Source organism: Rhizobium sp. O111 (genome assembly GCF_055616315.1).
Window position 1 is genome coordinate 545,224 of sequence record NZ_JBSHXL010000001.1, and the last position, 19,963, is coordinate 565,186.

The 19,963-nt window shown below is 61.2% G+C and carries 19 protein-coding genes; 11 read left to right on the forward strand and 8 right to left on the reverse strand.

Going from position 1 to position 19,963, the window contains the following annotated elements:
* Window positions 1-18: 18 nt before the first annotated feature.
* The gene (locus ACVTFQ_RS02710; RefSeq protein WP_111561891.1) at window positions 19-3,150 is read right to left on the reverse strand and encodes a bifunctional diguanylate cyclase/phosphodiesterase; all 3,132 of its coding nucleotides are present in this window, start codon (window positions 3,148-3,150) and stop codon (window positions 19-21) included.
* 285 nt (window positions 3,151-3,435) lie between these two features.
* On the opposite strand from ACVTFQ_RS02710, the gene ACVTFQ_RS02715 reads away from it, so the two are divergent.
* The gene (locus ACVTFQ_RS02715) at window positions 3,436-3,696 is read left to right on the forward strand and encodes a DUF1344 domain-containing protein (protein ID WP_018902046.1); all 261 of its coding nucleotides are present in this window, start codon (window positions 3,436-3,438) and stop codon (window positions 3,694-3,696) included.
* A 21-nt stretch (window positions 3,697-3,717) separates the two neighbouring features.
* Here the strand turns inward: ACVTFQ_RS02715 and ACVTFQ_RS02720 are convergent, their stop codons facing one another.
* The 4 genes from ACVTFQ_RS02720 to ACVTFQ_RS02735 form a co-directional block, all read right to left on the reverse strand.
* Window positions 3,718-4,308 (reverse strand): histidine phosphatase family protein, encoded by a 591-nt coding sequence (locus ACVTFQ_RS02720; RefSeq protein WP_018902045.1) that lies wholly within the window; start codon window positions 4,306-4,308, stop codon window positions 3,718-3,720.
* Between the two features lie 79 nt (window positions 4,309-4,387).
* A complete protein-coding gene (gene fabI, locus ACVTFQ_RS02725; protein WP_026283646.1) occupies window positions 4,388-5,206 on the reverse strand; it encodes an enoyl-ACP reductase FabI in 819 nt (272 codons plus the stop codon).
* A gap of 122 nt (window positions 5,207-5,328) precedes the next feature.
* Window positions 5,329-6,555, reverse strand: a complete 1,227-nt coding sequence (locus tag ACVTFQ_RS02730) for a DnaJ C-terminal domain-containing protein (protein WP_111561892.1) — start codon at window positions 6,553-6,555, stop codon at window positions 5,329-5,331.
* 256 nt (window positions 6,556-6,811) lie between these two features.
* A complete protein-coding gene (locus ACVTFQ_RS02735; RefSeq protein ID WP_111561893.1) occupies window positions 6,812-7,270 on the reverse strand; it encodes an RT0821/Lpp0805 family surface protein in 459 nt (152 codons plus the stop codon).
* A gap of 66 nt (window positions 7,271-7,336) precedes the next feature.
* On the opposite strand from ACVTFQ_RS02735, the gene pdxH reads away from it, so the two are divergent.
* Window positions 7,337-7,957, forward strand: coding sequence for a pyridoxamine 5'-phosphate oxidase (gene pdxH / locus ACVTFQ_RS02740; RefSeq protein ID WP_018902041.1), 621 nt, complete (start codon window positions 7,337-7,339; stop codon window positions 7,955-7,957).
* Between the two features lie 219 nt (window positions 7,958-8,176).
* Here pdxH and ACVTFQ_RS02745 read toward each other — a convergent pair whose 3' ends face one another.
* Window positions 8,177-9,226, reverse strand: coding sequence for a polysaccharide deacetylase family protein (locus ACVTFQ_RS02745; protein WP_111561894.1), 1,050 nt, complete (start codon window positions 9,224-9,226; stop codon window positions 8,177-8,179).
* A gap of 247 nt (window positions 9,227-9,473) precedes the next feature.
* Between ACVTFQ_RS02745 and ACVTFQ_RS02750 the strand changes: the two genes are divergently transcribed.
* The 3 genes from ACVTFQ_RS02750 (at window position 9,474) to ACVTFQ_RS02760 (ending at window position 11,940) form a co-directional block, all read left to right on the forward strand.
* Window positions 9,474-10,799, forward strand: a complete 1,326-nt coding sequence (locus tag ACVTFQ_RS02750; protein WP_111561895.1) for a D-alanyl-D-alanine carboxypeptidase — start codon at window positions 9,474-9,476, stop codon at window positions 10,797-10,799.
* 70 nt (window positions 10,800-10,869) lie between these two features.
* Window positions 10,870-11,181, forward strand: coding sequence for a nucleoside triphosphate pyrophosphohydrolase family protein (locus tag ACVTFQ_RS02755; protein ID WP_111561950.1), 312 nt, complete (start codon window positions 10,870-10,872; stop codon window positions 11,179-11,181).
* Window positions 11,182-11,403: 222 nt separating this feature from the next.
* A complete protein-coding gene (locus tag ACVTFQ_RS02760; RefSeq protein ID WP_162718066.1) occupies window positions 11,404-11,940 on the forward strand; it encodes a hypothetical protein in 537 nt (178 codons plus the stop codon).
* 196 nt (window positions 11,941-12,136) lie between these two features.
* Here the strand turns inward: ACVTFQ_RS02760 and tldD are convergent, their stop codons facing one another.
* Complete coding sequence (tldD, locus tag ACVTFQ_RS02765) at window positions 12,137-13,552, reverse strand: metalloprotease TldD (protein WP_111561897.1); 1,416 nt, start codon at window positions 13,550-13,552, stop codon at window positions 12,137-12,139.
* A gap of 137 nt (window positions 13,553-13,689) precedes the next feature.
* Window positions 13,690-14,295: an invasion associated locus B family protein gene (locus ACVTFQ_RS02770; RefSeq protein ID WP_018902035.1), complete on the reverse strand. Its 606-nt coding sequence runs from the start codon at window positions 14,293-14,295 to the stop codon at window positions 13,690-13,692.
* 337 nt (window positions 14,296-14,632) lie between these two features.
* Between ACVTFQ_RS02770 and coxB the strand changes: the two genes are divergently transcribed.
* The 6 genes from coxB to ACVTFQ_RS02800 all read left to right on the forward strand — a co-directional run bounded on the left by coxB (window position 14,633) and on the right by ACVTFQ_RS02800 (window position 19,945).
* On the forward strand, window positions 14,633-15,526 hold the full coding sequence (gene coxB, locus ACVTFQ_RS02775) for a cytochrome c oxidase subunit II (RefSeq protein ID WP_018902033.1): 894 nt from the start codon (window positions 14,633-14,635) through the stop codon (window positions 15,524-15,526).
* Between the two features lie 17 nt (window positions 15,527-15,543).
* The gene (gene ctaD, locus ACVTFQ_RS02780; protein WP_111561898.1) at window positions 15,544-17,241 is read left to right on the forward strand and encodes a cytochrome c oxidase subunit I; all 1,698 of its coding nucleotides are present in this window, start codon (window positions 15,544-15,546) and stop codon (window positions 17,239-17,241) included.
* Between the two features lie 71 nt (window positions 17,242-17,312).
* Entirely contained in the window at window positions 17,313-18,269 is a 957-nt protein-coding gene (locus ACVTFQ_RS02785) for a heme o synthase (protein WP_111561899.1), read from the forward strand.
* A complete protein-coding gene (locus ACVTFQ_RS02790) occupies window positions 18,266-18,394 on the forward strand; it encodes a hypothetical protein (protein ID WP_018902030.1) in 129 nt (42 codons plus the stop codon). The genes ACVTFQ_RS02785 and ACVTFQ_RS02790 overlap by 4 nt, the downstream gene beginning before the upstream one ends.
* A 9-nt stretch (window positions 18,395-18,403) precedes the next feature.
* On the forward strand, window positions 18,404-19,009 hold the full coding sequence (locus ACVTFQ_RS02795) for a cytochrome c oxidase assembly protein (RefSeq protein WP_111561900.1): 606 nt from the start codon (window positions 18,404-18,406) through the stop codon (window positions 19,007-19,009).
* A gap of 57 nt (window positions 19,010-19,066) precedes the next feature.
* Window positions 19,067-19,945 carry a cytochrome c oxidase subunit 3 gene (locus ACVTFQ_RS02800; RefSeq protein ID WP_112435949.1) on the forward strand — a complete coding sequence of 293 codons (879 nt, stop codon included), beginning with the start codon at window positions 19,067-19,069 and terminating at the stop codon, window positions 19,943-19,945.
* Window positions 19,946-19,963: the final 18 nt, after the last annotated feature.

The window sequence follows — 19,963 nt, forward strand, 5'->3', positions numbered from 1 at the left end:
CAACCGCGCAAAGCGATCCTATGAAGCGATGCGCCAGGCCGTATGGGTGGCCGCTTCGGTGAAATCGTCGAAGGAGAGGGGGCGCGAGAAGGCGTAGCCCTGCAGCAGGTCGCAGCCGAGTTCGAGAAGCAGGCTGGCATGCGCGACAGTCTCGACACCCTCGGCTACGGTCTCGACGCCAAGCGAGCGGGCGATGTCGATGATCGAGCGCACCAGCGCACGTTCTTGCGCCGAGGTGATGATCGGCTGCACCAGCTGCCGGTCGATCTTCAGCCGCTTCGGCTTCAGCTTCAAAAGGCTGACGATGGAGGTGTGGCCCGTGCCGAAGTCGTCGATCTCGATGTCGATGCCGAGCGCCTTGATCTTGTCGAGGTTCTCGGCAGCGACGTCCTCGCTCTCGTCGAGGAAGATCGACTCCACCAGCTCGAACGAGATCTCGCCCGGCCTGATCTGCAGCATGCGCAGCGAATCGGCCAGCGCATCGTCATGCAGGCGCCGGGCGGATACGTTGACCGAGACCTTGGGAACGGAAACGCCAAGCGCCGCCCACCGCATCTTGTCCTTCAGCGCGGTTTCGAGAACGATGCGATCGAGCGTCTGCACGACGTTGATCTCTTCGGCGATCTTCAGGAACTTGTCCGGCGTCAGCAGACCCCGAGACGGATGCTGCCAGCGCACCAGCGCCTCGACGCCGGTCAGCTGCATGGTACGGGCGCTGAATTGCGGCTGGTACCAGGTCGTGAACTCGCCGTTCTCGATGCCCGAGAGGATCTCGTCGGCCAGCCGCTTGTTGTTGATGATGTCGGCCTGCAGATTGTGATTGAAGAACTGGAACCGGTTGCGGCCCTGGCTTTTCGCTCGGTAGAGCGCGATGTCGGCGTTGATCAGCACCTTGCGGGCATCGACGCGCATGCCGCTCGCCAGCGCAATCCCGATCGACACGCCGCAGCGGCAGGCAAAACCCTGAAAATCGATGGGCTGGCGCATCTCCTCGACGATACGGCCCGAGAGCGCCGACATCTCGGCGTCATTGGCATTGAGCGCTAGGATAACGAATTCGTCGCCCCCGATGCGCGCGACGATATCGCTCGGCCGAATGCTGCGCGAGAGCACGCGGGAGGCATGTACAAGCATGGCGTCACCCGCCGCGTGGCCCAGCGTGTCGTTGATCTCCTTGAAGCGGTCGAGGTCGATGTGGAGGATCGCGAACTTCTGCCTGGCGTGCTGCCCGGCCTCGGTCAGCTGCTCCAGCGCCTTGTCGAGCTTGCGGCGGTTGGCGAGCCCCGTCAGCGGATCATGCAGCGAATTGTGTTCGATACGGTTGTTGGCGAGTTCAAGCTCGATGTTCTTGCCGATCGCCTCGTCCTTCGCCGCCTTCAGCTCCGCCGTCATCAGCGCGTCTTCGGTGATGTCGAAGGCAACGCCGATGATCTTCAGCTGGCCGCTCGAGGTCGCATGCACCTTTCCGGTCGAGCGCACATAGCGCATCGTCCCGTCTTCGGTCGGCACGCGACAGACGACGGTATGGGTATCGCCGACCTTCTTGAAATAACGCGCGCTCTCGACCGCAAGCGCGCGATCTTCTTCCAGCACACAGGACAGCCACGTCTCTTCGTCCATGAAGCCGGCGCGCGGCTCCAGCCCATAGAGCTCGTGCATCCGGTCGTCCCAGAACGAACCGGGCTTGCCGAGCGTGGCCTCGAAGATACCGCACTGATAGGAATCGAGCGCCAGATCGAGCTTGCCCGAGAGCTCGGCGAGTTCGGCCTCACGGTGCGACAGTTCGTCAAGCGCAAGTTCCAGCTCGGCATTCTTGATGTCGCTGCTGTCTTTCGCACGGCGCAGCGTCTCGGCCGCAACCGCATCGGCGGTCACGTCCCAGACGATGCCGATCGTGCGGATGGTGCCGGCTGCGTCGTTATAGACAGAGCCCACCGATCGCAGATAGCGCGTGCTGCCGTCCGAAAGCTCGATCCGGTATTGCGTCGTGTAGGAGGAACCGGACCGGCCATCTTTCAGCAGGTGGATCTTCGCCACCCGCCGATCGTCGGGAACAATCGTTTCAAGCCAGTCGTCGAGCGAGTAGCTGCCCTCAATCGCTTGCTTGCCGTGCAATGCGGCGGCGCGCCCGTCCCAGAACAGGCTCTGGCCGCCATTCCTCAGTTCCCAGATGCCGATGTTGGATGTTTCCAGCGCCAGGTTGAGACGCTGTGACAGTTCCAGCAGCGTCTCCTCGCGCTTTTCCAGCTGCCTGATGTTCTTGTTGCGCTCGCCAAGCAAAAGGGTCGCGAAAAACACAGGAATGATGGTGAGGCAGGCGGCGGCGAGAATGATGAAGCGCAGCGTCTGCTGATTCTCTGGAGGGGCGGTCCAGCCGGTCTTCGGCGCCGCGGCGATCTCCCAGCGCCCGCCGGCGAATGTGATCTTGCGCGTCAACGGCCGCTGCCCCAGCACCTCCGGCGAACCGAAGAACGGGGAGACGGCGGCACCCGTCGTTCCAAGATCGCGCAGCGCGATGGAGAGGTGGTCGAGATGCGGATATTTCTCGCGGTTCTCGCTGTCGCGCGCCGGCTTCAGGCCGGTGTTCTCATAGAACATGTCGGCATCGATGACCGCCTCGACCGCGCCCCAGACCCGGCGCTGGCCGTTCTCTTTTACGAAGACGGGGAAGAAGATCGCGAATGTGTCCTTGCCGTCGAGCGTGCGGATCGGTCCGTAGAATCGCGCCTGCTGGTTGCCGGTGGTGCGCGCCACCGACTGGCGATCCATCAGGAATTCGCGCACGTCGTGGCCAAGCCGATCCTTGCCCTCCGTCGGCGGAAATACCGACTGCACGATGAAATCGGGGGCAACGGCGATATGCACGAAATGCGGGTTCTGGATGAGCAGCCAGTTGATCTGCCGCTCCATCTCCTCGGCATTCATCTTCGAGCTGATCGCGACCATGTTGGAGAGGTCGCGCACGATGGTGATGTCCATGTTGATCTGGGCGGTCACACGCGCGCGAATAAGGCTGGTCTCGTTTTCCGTGCGGATCGTCAATTCGCGAAGATTAGCCGCGGTATTGGCGCGATCCAGGCTGAAACCGACGATGATGACGACCACGGCGACCAGGCAGGAAACCAGAAACGAGATATGGGTATTCCTCAAAGAACTCCGCGTTGCCTCGTTATGTTTCCTGCGGAATAGCAAAACCCCAGTCTCCCCGTTTCCTTATGACTGTAAGTAGCGGGTGTTAATTTACGATTTCTTACAGGTAGTATTGGGAACACGTTTTAAGTGTACGACTGTATTAACGAACCCTCTTGATTGTTGTTAAAATGCGCTTCATCAATTGGGCGGGAATGGTCACGGTTCAGGGCAAATTTCGCCATATTCGGGAGGCTATCTATGCACAATTGGATGTTTGAGTCGTGTTTTCGAAGGAATGCCGTTATGCGCTTCGTAGTTGCTACACTTTTGGCCACAGCGAGTTTTCTGTCGCCGATCAGCGGCTTTGCCGAAAGCGCGGACGTGGAAGCGACGATCAAGAACATCGACATGAGCAATCTCAGCCTCACGCTCGATGACGGCAAGACCTATCAGGCGTCGGAAGAGTTCAATTTCGAAGGCTTGAAGGCAGGCGTGAAGGTCATCGTCTTCTACACGGAAGTCGACGGAAAGCGCGTCATCAACGATCTCGATATCGTACAGTAATTCGGGCGCCGCGAAGCAGGCCTAGATCCAGGCGATCTGCTTCGTGTCGGTCTCGATCTTGAGAATCCGGTCCTGCGGAATCTCGCCTTCGGCCGCTTCATCCTTCGGCACGTTGGCAATCGTCCTGAACAGGCTGCGAATAACGCCGCCATGCGTGACGCAGACCGTCGGCCGGTCCACCTCGTTCAGCCAGGACGCCACCCGCCACGACATGATCTCGTAGCTTTCGGCATCGGCACCCGGCGGAATGAAATCCCACTTGTTGAGATTGCGCTCGACGATTCGGTCCTTGGCGGTCGCCTTCAGTTCCTTGACCGTAAAGCCTTCCCAGTCGCCGAACGACACTTCGACCAGGCGCTCGTCGGTCCGGTAGTCCTTGGGGGGCAGGTTCATTGCTTCGCGGGCGATCTCCATCGTCGCGCGCGTGCGGCCGAGCGGGCTCGCGATGAAATCGAACTCGATGCCTTCGACTTTCAGGATTTCCGCGAGATTGATGCCGTTCTGGCGCGCCTGCTCACGACCGATGGCATTGAGCGGGATGTCCTTTTGCCCCTGCAGGCGACGTTCCGCGTTCCAGTCTGTCTGGCCGTGACGAATGACGTAGATAAGCAATGATCGGCTCCATATTGCAAACGGCCCCTTATCGCTTCCGCGAGGAGGGGCCGCGAGCATGACTCATAAGAGAGTACGATCAGTCTTTTATGACGGAAATATCCGGCGCGTCCACAGCCTTCATGCCGATAACATGATAACCGCTGTCGGCGTGGTGCACTTCGCCGGTGACCGAGCGCGACAGGTCGGACAGCATGTAGAGGCCGACATCGCCGACTTCTTCGATGGTGACGGTGCGGCGCAGCGGCGCGTTGTATTCGTTCCACTTGAGAATGTAGCGGAAGTCGCCAATACCGGACGCTGCAAGCGTCTTGATCGGGCCGGCCGAGATCGCGTTGACGCGGATGTTCTTCGGTCCGAGATCGACCGCCAGATACTTCACGCTGGCTTCAAGAGCTGCCTTGGCAACGCCCATGACGTTGTAGTTCGGCATCACCTTTTCGGCGCCGTAATAGGTCAGCGTCAGCATCGAGCCGCCGTCCGTCATCAGCTTCTCGGCGCGACGTGCGACCGAGGTGAACGAATAGACGGAGATCTGCATCGTCTTGGCGAAGTTGTCCGCCGAGGTGTCGACGTAACGGCCGGTGAGCTCGTCCTTGTCGGAAAAGCCGATCGCATGCACGATGAAGTCGATCTTGCCCCAGGTCTTCTCGATGTTGTCGAAAACCTCGTCGATCGATGCTTCGTCGCTGACATCACAGTGTCCGGCAAGAATGCCGCCGAGTTCAGCTGCCAGCGGCTCGACCCGCTTCTTCAGCGCATCACCCTGATAAGTAAAGGCAACCTCGCCGCCCTGTGCATGAATAGCTTTGGCAATGCCCCACGCAATCGAACGATTGTTGGCAACGCCCATGATGACGCCGCGCTTGCCTGACATGAGGCCTTGTGCCTGAGCCATGTTTCGCCCCTTAAGTAAATTGATCGATCCTGCCTATGGCATAGCCGGCCAGCCGGTTCAAGATTGGCAGCAATCATCAACTGTTAGGGAACGTAACAAAGGGTGCTAATGTCACCTAAAATTCACAAAAACAGGCCGTTCTTCATAATTCTCATCAAATCCGTGACCTTATCGTCCGGCTTTTCCCACAGGATAATGCGCAGTTCGACCACCAGATCGCCCTTTCCGCCATCCGATTTGGGCAATCCCTGACCTTCGAAGCGGATTGATTTGTCCGATCCCGACCATGCCGGCACGGTGACCGTCAGCGGTCCGTTCGGTCCGTCGATGCGCGCGTCGGTGCCGAGCACGGCGTTTTCGATCGTCACGGGAAGCACGGTATGCAGGTCGAACCCGTCGACGGTGAAATCGGCGTGCGGCGCGATGTGAATGTTGACCACAGCATCGCCGCGCTGCATGCCCGTCAGCTTGTGACCCTGGCCCTTGAGGCGCACGGTGTGGCCCTCGGTGGTTCCAGGCGTCAGCGCGAAGCCGGCATCGCGGCCATCGCCGAGATCGACGTTCACCCAGGCGCCCTTCAAGATATCCTCGATGGTCACTGTCGCGATGGCCAGCTGGTCCGGCGCCTTCTCGGGCGCGGGTGCCGCGCCGCCGGTGAAGCGGCGGACGAAGGAGGTGAGGAGACTCAGCGGCTGCAGGACGGCAGCGCTCGCCGCCGCGGCTTCTTCCGCGCCGTGCTCGTCGTCTACTGTCTTGCCGGCATCGCCGGCCTTGGCGCTCTCGGTAGTCTTCTCTGTTTGCTTGTCGGCCTCGGCGCTCTCGGGCTCCGGCCGCTTGGCCCGGCCGGAAGCAAAGCCACGCGTCCGTCCGCCACCGCTCGCCGCGCGCGCCTGGTTGCCAAAGATCCGCTCGATCATCTCTTCCGCGGGTTCTGCGGCGCCGGCCTGCTGCTGTTGTTGCGGCTGTGGCTGCTTGGCGGCCTCGGCGGCCGCCTTCTGCGCCGCTGCCCGCGCCAGCTCTTCCATCACCCGCTCGGCGTTTTCCTGCGCCTGCTTGGCGCGGATCGCGGCTTCGCGCGCCGCCTGGCGCTGCGCCATGATGGTGTTTTCGTTTTGCTTTTCGTTCTGCTTGGCTTCGGCCGCCCGAGCCGCGCTGTCGAAGAGACTGCGCTTCTTCGGGTCCTTCAGCGTGTCGTAGGCGCGGCCGATCTCGGCGAAGCGCGCACCGGCCAGCGGGTCGCCCTGATTATGGTCAGGGTGCACCACCTTGGCCATGTTGCGCCAGGCTGCCTTGATCTCGTCTTGCCCCGCGTCGCGCCTGACGCCCAATATCTTATAAGGATCGCGCATGTCCAAACCGCCCGGTGTCCAAATGCGAGGTGCCCTGTCCGGCACCTCGAAGCCCCGATTAAACTCATTTGGTGCGCCGAAGTTCGCTTCGCGAGCAGAAAATCTGCGCACATATGCGAACCACAGTCCCGCAAAGTTGCTAATCAGTCCTTATTTGGCGTCAGGACACGCCACGGTTTCATGCGGAATGGTTATCTTTTGCTAAATCTGGAAACGAAGCCGGGGGCGGCCGTTAACGACTGCCTGAAAAGGCTGCTCAGCTCTCGGGCTGGAAGCTCAGGAGCTGCCAGTTGCCGCCGCCGACGAGGCAGGTCTTGCCGTAGAATTTCGAGATGCCGACATAAGAGTGACGCGTCGTCTTGAACTGACGGCAAACCTGGCCGGTGTCGTTGTTTTCGACGATCGTGTCGATCACGCCGGCGCTGCCGGTGGAAGCGTTCGCCCAGGGAAGGGGGCGTCCCTGCAGGCCGTTGATGTCGGCCGAGGTCACGGCATTGCCCACGGTCATTTCGTCCGAGATGCTGTCGCTTGTCGGCGCCGGCTGCGGCACGGTGCCTGTCGCAACCGAACGGTCGACCTTGTTGCTGCTGAACATATCAAGCCCGCCGGCCATGCAGCCCGAGAGAGTAAGCACTGCCGTTCCGACAACGCAGATGGCCGCGCATTGGCGCATGAGGCCCTTTGTATGACGAACTGACTTTGCTATGACTTCCACCCTGTGTCCTGTCCAGTGGTTTTGGGCTGGGCAATTATCGAATAAACCCGGGGCATTTGAGCTAATATGTCGGAAAATGAGTTAACAACCAGTGACTTCACCGAGCAAAACGAGCCGTTCCAGCTCTTTGCGGATTGGCTGAAGGAAGCCGAAGCTTCCGAGATCAATGACCCGAATGCGGTGGCACTTGCGACGGTCGATGAAGACGGCCTTCCCAATGTCCGCATGGTTCTCCTTAAGGGATTCGATCAAGACGGATTTGTGTTCTACACGAATTTCGAAAGTCAGAAAGGCCGTGAAGTCCTCGGCCAGAAAAAAGCGGCCATGTGCTTCCACTGGAAGACGCTGCGCCGCCAGGTTCGGCTGCGCGGCCCGGTTGAAGTGGTGAGCGACGAGGAAGCCGACGCCTATTACAAGACCCGCGCCCGCGGCAGCCGCATCGGCGCCTGGGCTTCCAAGCAGTCGCGCCCGCTCGAAAGCCGCTTCGCGCTGGAGAAAGCCGTCGCCGAATACACCGCGCGCTATGCCATCGGCGAGATTCCCCGCCCGCAGCACTGGTCCGGCTTCCGCATCAAGCCGACCTCGATCGAGTTCTGGAAAGACCAGAAGTTCCGGCTCCACGACCGCATAGAGTTCCGCCGCGCCACGCCCGAGGGCGGCTGGGACAAGGTCAGGATGTATCCGTAAGCATCCCCTCGGCGGCGTCTGCAATCGCCCGCGCAAGGGCGCCGCGAACCCGCCGCCGCTGACATCGAAAAGGAGCGCCGCGCAACCACGGCGCTCCTCGCTCGAATTTTCATCCTAGGTTGAAAAGATCGTGCCTCGGGGCGCCGGCGTGACCTGTAAATGGCGCGCCGCCTCAAAAGAAAGTGATCGGTGGATAATCTGGCGGGGAGGGGCAGCCCCTCAGCCGCGATTGCCCATCAGCTTCAAGGGAATCCCCGAAGCAAGGCCGGAGACATAGCGCGGCTTCTGATAGAGCCCGTTGATCGACAGGCGCGGCAGATAGGTGGAGCGCTCGAGCGATTGCCGGCCGATCACGCCGGGCTGCGTCGTCACCGCCAGAGAAAATCCGAGATCCCTAGCAATCGCCGCCTGCTGCTGCGTCACCGCCTCGCGCGTTCCATAGGGATAGGCAAATGCATCAGGCCGGTGTCCGCTGATCACCTCGACATAATCCTGGGAGTGCGTCATCTCATCGCGAACCTCGGCGTCGGAGAGCCGCGCGACGGCACGGTGGCTGACGGTGTGGGCGCCGAGCGAGGCGAGCGGGCTGGCATCCAGGAGGTTGAGCTCCGGCGCGCCCATCACCAGATCGTCGACGATCTCGGTGGGGTCGATCCCATGCGACCGCGCGAGCGCATCCACGGCCTCCACGGCCACCGTCTCTTCATGTGCATGAATGTAGCGTGCGAAGCGGGCGAAGGCGCGGTGCTTGTCTTGAGGGGTGGCGGTGTCGATCGTCTCGGTCCCATCGCCGAAATCGAAGCTCAGCCTGTCTTCGCGTCGCAAGAGCGCCGTCAGTGTCTCCCACCAGATCGTATGCGTCCGCTCCACCAGCCCCTTGGCCACGAAGATCGTGAACGGCGCCTCATGCCGCTCGAACACGGGCATGGCGTAGACGAGATTGTTGCGATAGCCGTCGTCAAGCGTAAAGGCCGCGAAGGGCTGCGACGGCTTGGGCTCTAGGAGCGCTTCGGGAACCTCTGCAAGCGACACGAATCGATAGCCGTCGCTCTTCAGCCGCGTCAGCACCGCGTCGAGAAATTCCGGCGTGATCTCCAGATGCGCGTTCGGCGAAAAGGCGGAGGGCTCGTGGGGGCGAACGTGATGCAGCGTGAAGATCGCGCCCATCCCACGTGCGCCGCGCATCAGCCCGACCGAGCGCAGGAGGTTGGCCACCTCCAGCCCGCCGGTTATCGCGATCCGCTTTGCCAGCGTTCTGGCGTTCATCATCTCCGCTCCGTCTGCGGGGGTCGTGAGGAAGGCGACCCTAGCAAGGGCGAGGTTAAGCCTTGCTGAATGCTGACTTTGCCTGAATGCTAATATTGCAGGGCGTGTTTTACGTTTTTTTCACCATAAAGGGTAGAATTTGACAAAAATGGTCCACGTTGCCGCAAAGTCGCGCCATATTGTGTCCTTCTGTACAGGAACGGGACAAAATTCGGGCGACGAGGGTCGGCCGTTCATCGAGGGGAAGTGCATGAGAAAGCTGTTGGCCGCGATTATAACCGCGACGTTGGTCGTTGCGGCGCCGTTGTCGGCTATGGCTGGCAGCGCTTCACTCATCCTCGATGCGAGAACCGGCAAGGTTCTGTCGTCGGAAAACGCCGATGTCCTCAACCATCCCGCGTCTCTTACAAAGATGATGACGATCTACATGGCGTTTGAGGCCATCAATCGCGGCAAGATGAATTGGGATACGCCGATCGTCATGTCGAAATACGCAGCCTCCCGCCCGCCGACCAAGCTCGGCGCCAAGGCAGGAACGTCGATCACCGTGCGCGAAGCGGTCCTCGGCATGATCACCAAGTCGGCCAACGACGCCGCTGCCGCCATGGGCGAGAAGCTCGGTGGCTCGGAGAGCAATTTCGCCAGGCTGATGACGCAGAAGGCGCGCCAGCTCGGCATGAGCCGCACCTCGTTCTACAATGCGTCGGGCCTGCCGGATGGCCGCCAGGTGACCACGGCGCGTGATATGTCGACGCTCGCCGTCGCCCTGATGAAGAATTATCCGCGCGAATATCGCCTGTTCTCGACCGCGAGCTTCAATTTCCGCGGCCGCCAGATTCGCGGTCACAACAACTTGATGTACCGCTACCAGGGCATGGACGGCATCAAGACCGGCTATACCAACGCCTCGGGCTTCAACCTCGTCAGCGCCGTCAAGGATGGCAACCGCCGCGTCGTCGGCGTGGTCCTCGGTGGCCGCACAGCCCGTAGCCGCGACGACAAGATGGCGGCCCTGCTCGACAAGGCCATGGGCCGCGCATCCTCCTCGGGTGGCGCCCGCTTGGTCGCCAGCGTCAATTCGCGCGAGCCGGTCGAAGTTGCCTCTGCGGCAGACGCCAGCGACCTGCCGGTCCCCGCATCCGCACCGCGCGTCGAGGATGTCGCCCCGGTCGCAGCACCCGAAATCGCCCGCAGCGAACTTGCACCCAAGGCGCTCGGCTATCTGAGCGACACCGTTCCGCAGGAGCGTCCCTCGGCGCTCGACGCCGTCACGCCGTCGGCAAAAATCGGCTCTGCAAAGCCGCTCGCATCCGTTGCCTCAACCGGCGACTGGTCGATCCAGATCTCGGCTGCCCCGAGCGACGAAGCCGCCCGCGCGCTTCTCGCCCAGGCCAAGTCCGAAGGCGGCGCCGCGCTGAAGTCGGCCAACCCCTATACGGAAGCCGTCGGCAAGGGCGCCAACAAGGTCTACCGCGCACGCTTCGTCGGCTTTGAAAGCCGCGACGCAGCGACATCCGCCTGCGACGCGTTGAAGAAGCGGTCCTACGACTGCATGCTGCTCGGCGACCGCGGCTGATCCGCCAGCCATTCCGACTGGACATTGCCGCTGAATCAGGGTTCTCCTACGTAAACGAAAAGAGAACATGATGCTGGATGATCTTGCCCTGAAGTTCGAGCGGGCCTCGAGTGCCTATGCCGGAGAAAACGGCATCACCCGCGATGCCGACTGGTTTCTGCTGAAGCTCCAGGAAGAGATGGGCGAGCTGACCCAGGCCTGGAACCGTGTCAGCGGGCGAGGGCGGCCCAAGGGACGCTCCGGCGAGGACATGGCCCGCGACCTCGAAGACGAAGCCGCCGACGTGCTCGGCCACATCCTTCTTTTCGCGCACCGTAACGATATCGACCTCGCAGCCGCGATAAAGCGCAAGTGGCTGTTTTCGCTTGATGAAGCTCTTTGAGCGTCAGGCGGTGCCGAGGCCTAGCCTGTAGAACTTGCTGTCGACGGCCATGACCGTGAAGCTCGGCGGCAGTGCAGGGTTGCGAGGCTTGACAGGTGCCCTTTTATCGCGAGAATTCGATGTTTTAGAGCTAGGCTACCCGGCGCAATCTATAATCCAGTTCATTTGGTGAATGGGTCCAGATCGTGAGAGCTGTCTTGCTGCTTCGGGTCCTTGCGCCTCATGACGACTATCAACGACTCGTTTCCAACAATCGAACATGCGCGACGTAGGTTCACGTTCGAACACCTTGTGCCTACCTCGGTATGCCTTGCTGGACAAGGGGCTGGAGGTGCCGACATCGACATCCGTATCTCCTATCAGACACATGTATTTTCTCGGCGCCATGAAGGCGGTTCCGCAGCCTTTACCTTGCGAGATGAGGCTGGCCTTTTGAGGCAGTTTAGCGAGGAGCGCTACGAAAATTCTCTGAAGCTGCCAGATATCTGCAGGAGGATGGTCGAGGACAACTATCTGACATGGCAGTCTCTCGACAAAAACAAGGCAAGCAATCTTGCCGTTTCAGGTCCTGTCCTGACCTCTGGCCTCAATGATCTTGTTATCTATTATCTCTTTCCGAGCAGATCCGACCAACACAACGTCGAGCTTGTAGTCAAAAGCGCTTACCAGAAAGACATCGATTTCAATCACATCAAGCGGAAGTATAACGTCCGCCAACTCGTGAAAAAGGCCCATTTCCAACAGATACGGGTGCCTTAGAAACAAAAAAGGCCCCCAAAAGGAGCCTTTCCCATGGCGTTTCCGCCGAACGAGTGTGCCTTACCGTGGTGTACCGACCTCTAAGGGTGCACTTGCAACAGCGTCCTTTCGGAAGCCTCGTTGTCTGCTGCTGGTAGTTATATAACTCTCGCGGTCGCCTATTTCAAGCCATTCGTGTGGGGCGGGGAGGGGCCTATTACGCCTGCGTGCCGCCCACCGTCACCTGGTCCATCCTCAGATGCGGCTGGCCGACGCCGACGGGGACCCACTGGCCGGCCTTGCCGCAATTGCCGATGCCGGTGTCGAGCTTCATGTCGTTGCCGACCATGGAGATCCGCTGCATCGCGTCGGGACCGTTGCCGATCAGCATAGCGCCCTTGACCGCCGGGCCGATCTTGCCGTTCTCGATCAGATAGGCCTCGGTGCAGCCGAACACGAACTTCCCGGAGGTGATGTCGACCTGGCCGCCGCCGAAGGAGACGGCATAGATGCCCTTCTTCACGGAAGAGATGATTTCTTCCGGCGTCTTGTCGCCACCCAGCATGTAGGTGTTTGTCATGCGCGGCATCGGCACATGCGCATAGCCCTGCCGGCGGCCGTTGCCTGTCGGCTTCATGCCCATCAGCCGGGCGTTCTGCCGATCCTGCATGTAGCCCACCAGTTTGCCGTTTTCGATCAGCACGTTGTAGCCCGAGGGCGTGCCTTCGTCGTCGATGGTGATCGAGCCGCGACGGCTGTCGATCGTCCCGTCATCGACCACGGTGACGCCGGGGGCGGCGACCATCTGGCCGAGCAGGCCGGCGAAGGCCGACGTCTTCTTGCGGTTGAAATCGCCTTCCAGCCCGTGGCCGACGGCCTCGTGTAGCATCACGCCCGGCCAGCCGGAGGAGAGCACGACGTCCATCGTGCCGGCAGGCGCGTCGATCGCCTCGAGATTGACCAGCGCCTGGCGCAGCGCCTCGTCGGCGCCATACTGCCAGTTGCCCTCGGCGATGAAGTCGCCGAAGCCGATGCGTCCGCCGCTGCCGTAGGAGCCGCTTTCCTGGCGATCGCCCTGGCCGACCATGACGGAGATGTTAATGCGCGTCATCGGCCGGATATCGCGGACCCGGTGGCCGTCCGCGCGCAGGATGTCGACCACCTGCCAGCTGGCTGCGACCGAAGCCGTCACCTGCCGGACCTTGTCGTCCTTGCCGCGCAAATAGGCGTCGATGTCCTGCAGAACCTTGACCTTCTCCTCGAAGGTGGGCGAGCCGATCGGGTTTTCGTCGCTATAGAGCTTCTTGTTGGTGCCCTGTGGGGCCGCCGCATAGCTGCCGGTATAGCCGCGGGTCACCGCGCTCACCGCGTCGGCAGCCCGCTTCAGCGCCGAAACCGAGAGATCGCCCGCATGCGCGTAACCGACCGCTTCACCGGCCACCGCCCGCAGGCCAAAACCCTGCTCGGTGTTGAAGCTGCCGCCCTTGAGGCGGCCATTGTCGAACATCAGCGATTCGGCCTGCGCGTGCTCGATATAGAGCTCCCCGTCGTCCGCGCCGGAAAGGGCCTCGGCGACAAGCGAACGCATCTTCGCTTCGTCGGCGTCGAAAAGCGTCAGGAGATCGGTATTCATGTCATTATGCTCCGCTGCGGCAGGAAATGCTTCCTGCCGATGTAGGTCCCGGGGACGGTTCGAGCAAGTGTCGAATTCGTAAGGATCGCAAAAGCGATCAGACGCGGAGGTCAGGGGCCCTTGTTAGCCCCCTGACATCAGGGAAGCGCGTCGTAGCCTTCGGCGAAGCCCTTCAGGTCGACGGGAATGCCGATACCCTCTTCAGGCGTCTGGAAGACGATAAAGGTGGCGCTGGCGCCGCTGCGGAAGGTCTTGAGCAACTCGTCCTCAAGCACGACTTCGGCGTAGCAGCCGTCGGCGAAGCAGCGCACGAAGTAGGCGCGGCCGATATCCTTGCCGTCGACGTTAAGGCCGAGACCGTTGGGCAGCAGCACGCCGAGTGGCGCAAGCACGCGAAGAATCTTCGACTTGCGGTCGGCGGTCTTCAGCACGACCACCGAGAGGCCAACTTCCGGGCGATCCTCGGCAATGACGTTCTGCATCAGCGCGCATTGCTCGGCCGAAGCGCCGGCCGGCTTGTCGCACACCACGGACCATGCGCCGTGATTGGAGCGGACGGTTCCGGGCGCCTGCGGTTGCGTCTGTCCTGGTGTCGCCTGCGCGGCAGGGGCGCCGGGGGCGGGCTGTGCTGGCGCGGCCGGAGCTGGTGTCGGCGCCGGCGTCTGCGCGAAAGCCGGAGCGATCGCCGCGGCGGTAACACAAGCCGACAGCACGAACGGCCGCACTAGGGAACGGAAACCCATGAAAACCTCTGCAGTTCGAATCAGTGCCGCTAAGTTGGGGCGGGCCGTCCAAAATGAAAAGCCCCACCCGCTGAAAAGCCGGGGACTACGGCGGAAATGGGACGTTTCTTGATTATTCTTGGGAAGGATGGCTGGCTCAAGCCAACATTTTCCGTATCATAAGGAAAATCATGGCATGTTTCGATGCGCCCGGAGGAGGGATCATCGGGGCGAAAATGCCGCATGGCCAAATGCTTTGGATTATTGCGGCAAGTGCTAAACTGTGGTTTGAAGCGCATGAGGATGGCAAGGATTCTGCGTGCAGTGCACGCGGGTCAGCGCTCGAGGGAGATGAAACGTGATTAAGAAGGCCTATGCAGGCATGACCGCGATGGTCTGTCTGCTTTTTGCTTCCGGCAGTTATGCCGACCAACCGATGCCGTGGCAGGCCACTTTGCAGCCAGCCGCGACGCCGATCATGCGCGATATTCACTGGTTCGAACAATATACGCTGTGGTTTATTGTTCCCGTGACACTCTTCGTGCTCGCTCTTCTTATCATCGTCTGTCTTCGCTTCCGGGCCAGTGCGAACCCGGTTCCATCAAAGACAAGCCACAACACGGCAATCGAGATCGCCTGGACTGTGGGACCGGTTCTGGTGCTGCTCTTCCTGGCGGTTCCGTCGTTCAATCTTTTGACCGCCCAGCTAACGCTTCCTGAGAACCCTGATGTCACCATCAAGGCGACCGCGACGCAGTGGCAGTGGAATTATGAATACGAGGGCTCGGGCGACAATCCGCTCGCCTTCGACAGCTATCTCCTGAAGGATCAGGACCGCGCCGCCGCCGGCAAGGAAGACAAGGCCAAGTATCCGCGCCTTCTCGCCGTCGATAACGAACTCGTGCTGCCGGTCAACAAGACGGTGCGCGTTCTCGTGACCGCGGCCCCGACCGACGTCATTCACGCTTTCGCGATGCCGTCTTTCGGCGTCAAGATCGATGCCGTGCCCGGCCGTCTGAACGAAACCTGGTTCCGCGCCGAGCGCGAGGGCCTGTTCTACGGCCAGTGTTCCGAACTCTGCGGCAAGGACCACGCGTTCATGCCGATCGCAATTCGCGTCGTTTCCGAGGACAAGTACAAGCAGTGGATGGCGTCCGCCGCCTCCGACCTGCCGGGTGCTTACAAGAACCTCATGGCTGAAACCGATGGTCCCGCAAAGACCCTCGATGTCGCCGAAAACGTCGCTCAGTAAAGGAAAAGGAACGGGACATGGCTGGACCTTCCGCACACGATCATTCGCATGATCACGATCATGGCGCGCACGCCCATGACGATCACCACGACCACTCGCACAAGCCGAGCTTCGTCAATCGCTGGCTCTTTTCGACCAACCACAAGGACATCGGCACGCTGTACCTGATCTTCGCGATCATGGCCGGCATCGTCGGCGGCGCGCTCTCCGTTGCCATGCGCATGGAGCTGCAGGAGCCCGGTATCCAGATTTTCCATGGCCTTGCCGCCATGGTCTATGGTTACGAAGGCGATGCCGCCATCGACGGCGCCAAGCAGATGTTCAACATGTTCACCACCGCGCACGCGCTGATCATGATCTTCTTCATGGTCATGCCGGCGATGATCGGCGGTTTCGCCAACTGGATGGTGCCGATCATGATTGGCGCGCCGGATATGGCCTTCCCGCGTTTGAACAACATCTCCTTCTGGCTCATCGTTCCGGCCTTCCTTCTGCTCATCATGTCGATGTTCGTCGAAGGCCCGGCTGGCGCTTATGGTGCCGGCGGTGGCTGGACCATGTATCCGCCGCTTTCGAGCACGGGTACGCCGGGTCCCGCGGTCGATCTTGCGATCTTCGCGCTCCACATCGCTGGTGCGTCGTCGATCCTCGGTGCGATCAACTTCATCACCACGATCCTGAACATGCGCGCTCCCGGCATGACGCTGCACAAGATGCCGCTCTTCGCCTGGTCGGTTCTGATCACCGCCTTTCTGCTTCTGCTGTCGCTCCCGGTTCTCGCCGGCGCCATCACCATGATGCTGACCGACCGCAACTTCGGCACTTCCTTCTTCGTGCCCGAGGGCGGCGGCGACCCGATCCTTTACCAGCACCTGTTCTGGTTCTTCGGTCACCCTGAGGTCTACATCCTGATCCTGCCGGGCTTCGGCATCGTCAGCCACATCATCTCGACCTTCTCGAAGAAGCCGATCTTCGGCTATCTCGGCATGGCCTACGCCATGGTCGCGATCGGCGCCGTCGGCTTCGTCGTCTGGGCGCATCACATGTACACGGTTGGCCTGTCGCTCGATGCGCAGCGCTATTTCGTCTTCGCAACGATGGTCATCGCCGTGCCCACGGGCGTGAAGATCTTCTCCTGGATCGCGACGATGTGGGGTGGCTCGATCACCTTCTCGACGCCGATGGTCTGGGCGATCGGCTTCATCTTCCTGTTCACGGTCGGTGGCGTCACCGGCGTGCAGCTGGCAAATGCCGGTCTCGACCGTTCGCTGCACGACACCTATTACGTCGTGGCGCACTTCCACTACGTTCTGTCGCTCGGCGCCGTCTTCGCCATCTTCGCTGGCTGGTACTACTGGTTCCCGAAGATGACCGGCTACATGTACAACGAGTTCATCGGCAAGCTGCACTTCTGGGTCATGTTCATCGGCGTCAACCTGGTGTTCTTCCCGCAGCACTTCCTCGGCCTCGCCGGCATGCCGCGCCGCTATATCGACTATCCGGACGCCTTCGCCGGCTGGAACTACGTGTCCTCGATCGGCTCCTACATTTCGGCCTTCGGCGTTCTGATCTTCCTCTTCGGCGTGTTCGAAGCCTTCGCCAAGAAGCGCGTCGCCGGAGACAATCCGTGGGGTGAGGGTGCTACGACCCTCGAGTGGCAGCTTTCCTCGCCACCCCCTTATCACCAATGGGAACAGCTCCCGCGCATCAAGTAAATGGATGCGAGACATCGTGACCGCCGCCGGAGGAGCGCGGCGGTCACCGTTCAGTTTTCAGGACAATACCAATGACAGTCATCGACGATCGCAGCAGCCTAGGAGACGACAGCGAATTTCGCATGTCGGAAGCCAGCGCCCGCGATTACTTCGAGCTTCTCAAGCCGCGCGTCATGTCGCTTGTGGTCTTCACCGCATTCGCCGGCCTGATCGTGGCGCCCGGCCACATCAACCCGATCATCGGCATCATCGCGGTGCTCTGCATCGCCGTCGGCGCTGGTGCATCCGGCGCGCTCAACATGTGGTATGACGCCGATATCGATGCGGTGATGACCCGCACCGCCAAGCGCCCGATCCCGGCCGGCCGTATCGCCCCCAACGAGGCGCTCGCCTTCGGTCTCGTGCTCTCCTGCTTTTCCGTGTCGATCCTCGGGCTCGCCGTCAATTGGCTCGCAGCCTCGATCCTCGCCTTCACCATCTTCTTCTACGCCGTCGTCTACACGATGTGGCTGAAGCGCTCGACGCCGCAGAACATCGTCATCGGCGGTGCGGCCGGTGCTTTCCCCCCGATGATCGGCTGGGCCTGCGTGACCGATAGCGTCACCATCGAAAGCACGGTCCTCTTCCTCATCATCTTCCTCTGGACGCCGGCCCACTTCTGGGCGCTGGCGCTGTTCAAGATGCGCGATTATCAGTCCGTCGGCGTGCCAATGCTGCCGAATGTCTCGGGCGAGCGCACCACCAAGAACCAGATCGTCGTCTATGCCGTTCTGACCGCGTTCAGCGCCGTCGCGCCAACCTTCCTCGGCTTTGCCAGCACCGGCTATGGCGTCGTCGCCGGCCTGCTCAGCGCCGTCTTCATCTACTGGTCCGTCATCTGCTGGCGCATGCCCGATGGCGACGAGAAGATGGTTCCGGCCAAGAAGCTCTTCGCCTATTCGATCTTCTATCTCTTCGCCATCTTCTCGGCGCTGATGTTCGACCGCCTGGCGTCGTTCCTGATGACGCATTGGGGAGCCGGCCTTTGATCGAGACCGTCAAGCTCACCGAGGCCCAGCGCAAGTCTCGCCGCAACCGCAACGTTGCGCTCGGCCTCGTGCTGGCCGCTCTGGTCGTCATTTTCTACGCCATAACCATCGTGAAATTCACTTGAGGGCATGAGATGAGCGAAGCGCAAAGCACGCCGAGAAAACCGCGCAACAATGGCGCCGTCGTTTTCATGTGCCTTGCCTTCGTCTTCGGCATGGGCGCGGCAAGCTATGCCGCCGTGCCGCTCTATCGCATGTTCTGTCAGCTCACCGGCTATAACGGCACGACGCAGCGCGTCGAGCAGGCCTCGACTGTCATCCTCGACCGCAAGATGCGCGTCACCTTCGATGCCAATGTCGCGCCGGGGCTGGATTGGGAGTTCAAGCCCGTCGAGCGCGAGGTCAATCCGCGCATCGGCGAAACGATCCAGGTGAATTTCACCGCCGTCAACAAGTCAGATCAGCCGCAGCGCGGCCAGGCCGTGTTCAATGTCACGCCGGGCGAGGCGGGTGTCTATTTCAACAAGGTGCAGTGCTTCTGCTTCAACGAGACCGTGCTGCAGCCGGGCGAGAAGCTGGACATGCCTGTCGTCTTCTACATCGATGCCGATATCGTCAAGGCCGTGGAATCCAAGGATATCCACACGGTCACCTTGTCTTACACGTTCTATCCGAAGGAAGGACCGAAGCCGGTGGCTTCGCGCGAGGATGGAACGCAAACGCTTGAAAAGAAACTTTGATACTGGGTTCGTTTCCGGCTAAGCCGGAGCGGAGAGGATAGGTCCGGGGGAGTCCAAATGGCCGAAGCGCATCAGAAACACCACGATTATCACATCATAGATCCGAGCCCGTGGCCGATATTGGCGTCGTTCGGCGCCTTCGTCATGACCTTCGGCGGCGTCGGCTACATGCGCTATCTCAACGGCGGCTCGCTGCACATCTTCGGCATCGAATGGGCCCATCCCTGGCTGTTCTTCATCGGTCTTGCGGTCGTTCTTTACGTGATGTTCGGCTGGTGGGCCGATACCGTCAAGGAAGCCCATGAGGGCGCCCACACCCGCGTCGTCTCGCTGCATCTGCGCTACGGCATGATCATGTTCATCGCCTCGGAGGTGATGTTCTTCGTGGCCTGGTTCTGGGCCTATTTCGACGCCAGCCTCTATCCGCACGAAGCCATCCAGGCCTCGCGTCTGGCCTTCACCGGTGGTCAGTGGCCGCCGAAGGGCATCGAGGTGCTCGACCCCTGGCACCTGCCGATCTACAACACCGTCATCCTGCTGCTCTCGGGCACCACGGTCACCTGGGCGCACCACGCGCTGCTGCACAACGACCGCAAGGGCCTCATCCAGGGCCTGACGCTGACTGTGCTGCTCGGCGTGCTCTTCTCCAGCGTCCAGGCCTATGAATACGCTCACGCGCCGTTCGCCTTCAAGAACTCGATCTACGGCGCCACCTTCTTCATGGCGACCGGCTTCCACGGCTTCCACGTGCTCGTCGGCACGATCTTCCTGATCGTCTGCCTGATCCGCGCCATACGCGGCGATTTCACCCCCAAGCAACACTTCGGCTTCGAAGCGGCCGCCTGGTACTGGCACTTCGTCGACGTGGTCTGGCTCTTCCTGTTCTTCTCGATCTACGTCTGGGGCGGCTGGGGCGTACCGCTCGCGGCCGGGTGAGGGCTGCGGAAAGACGGT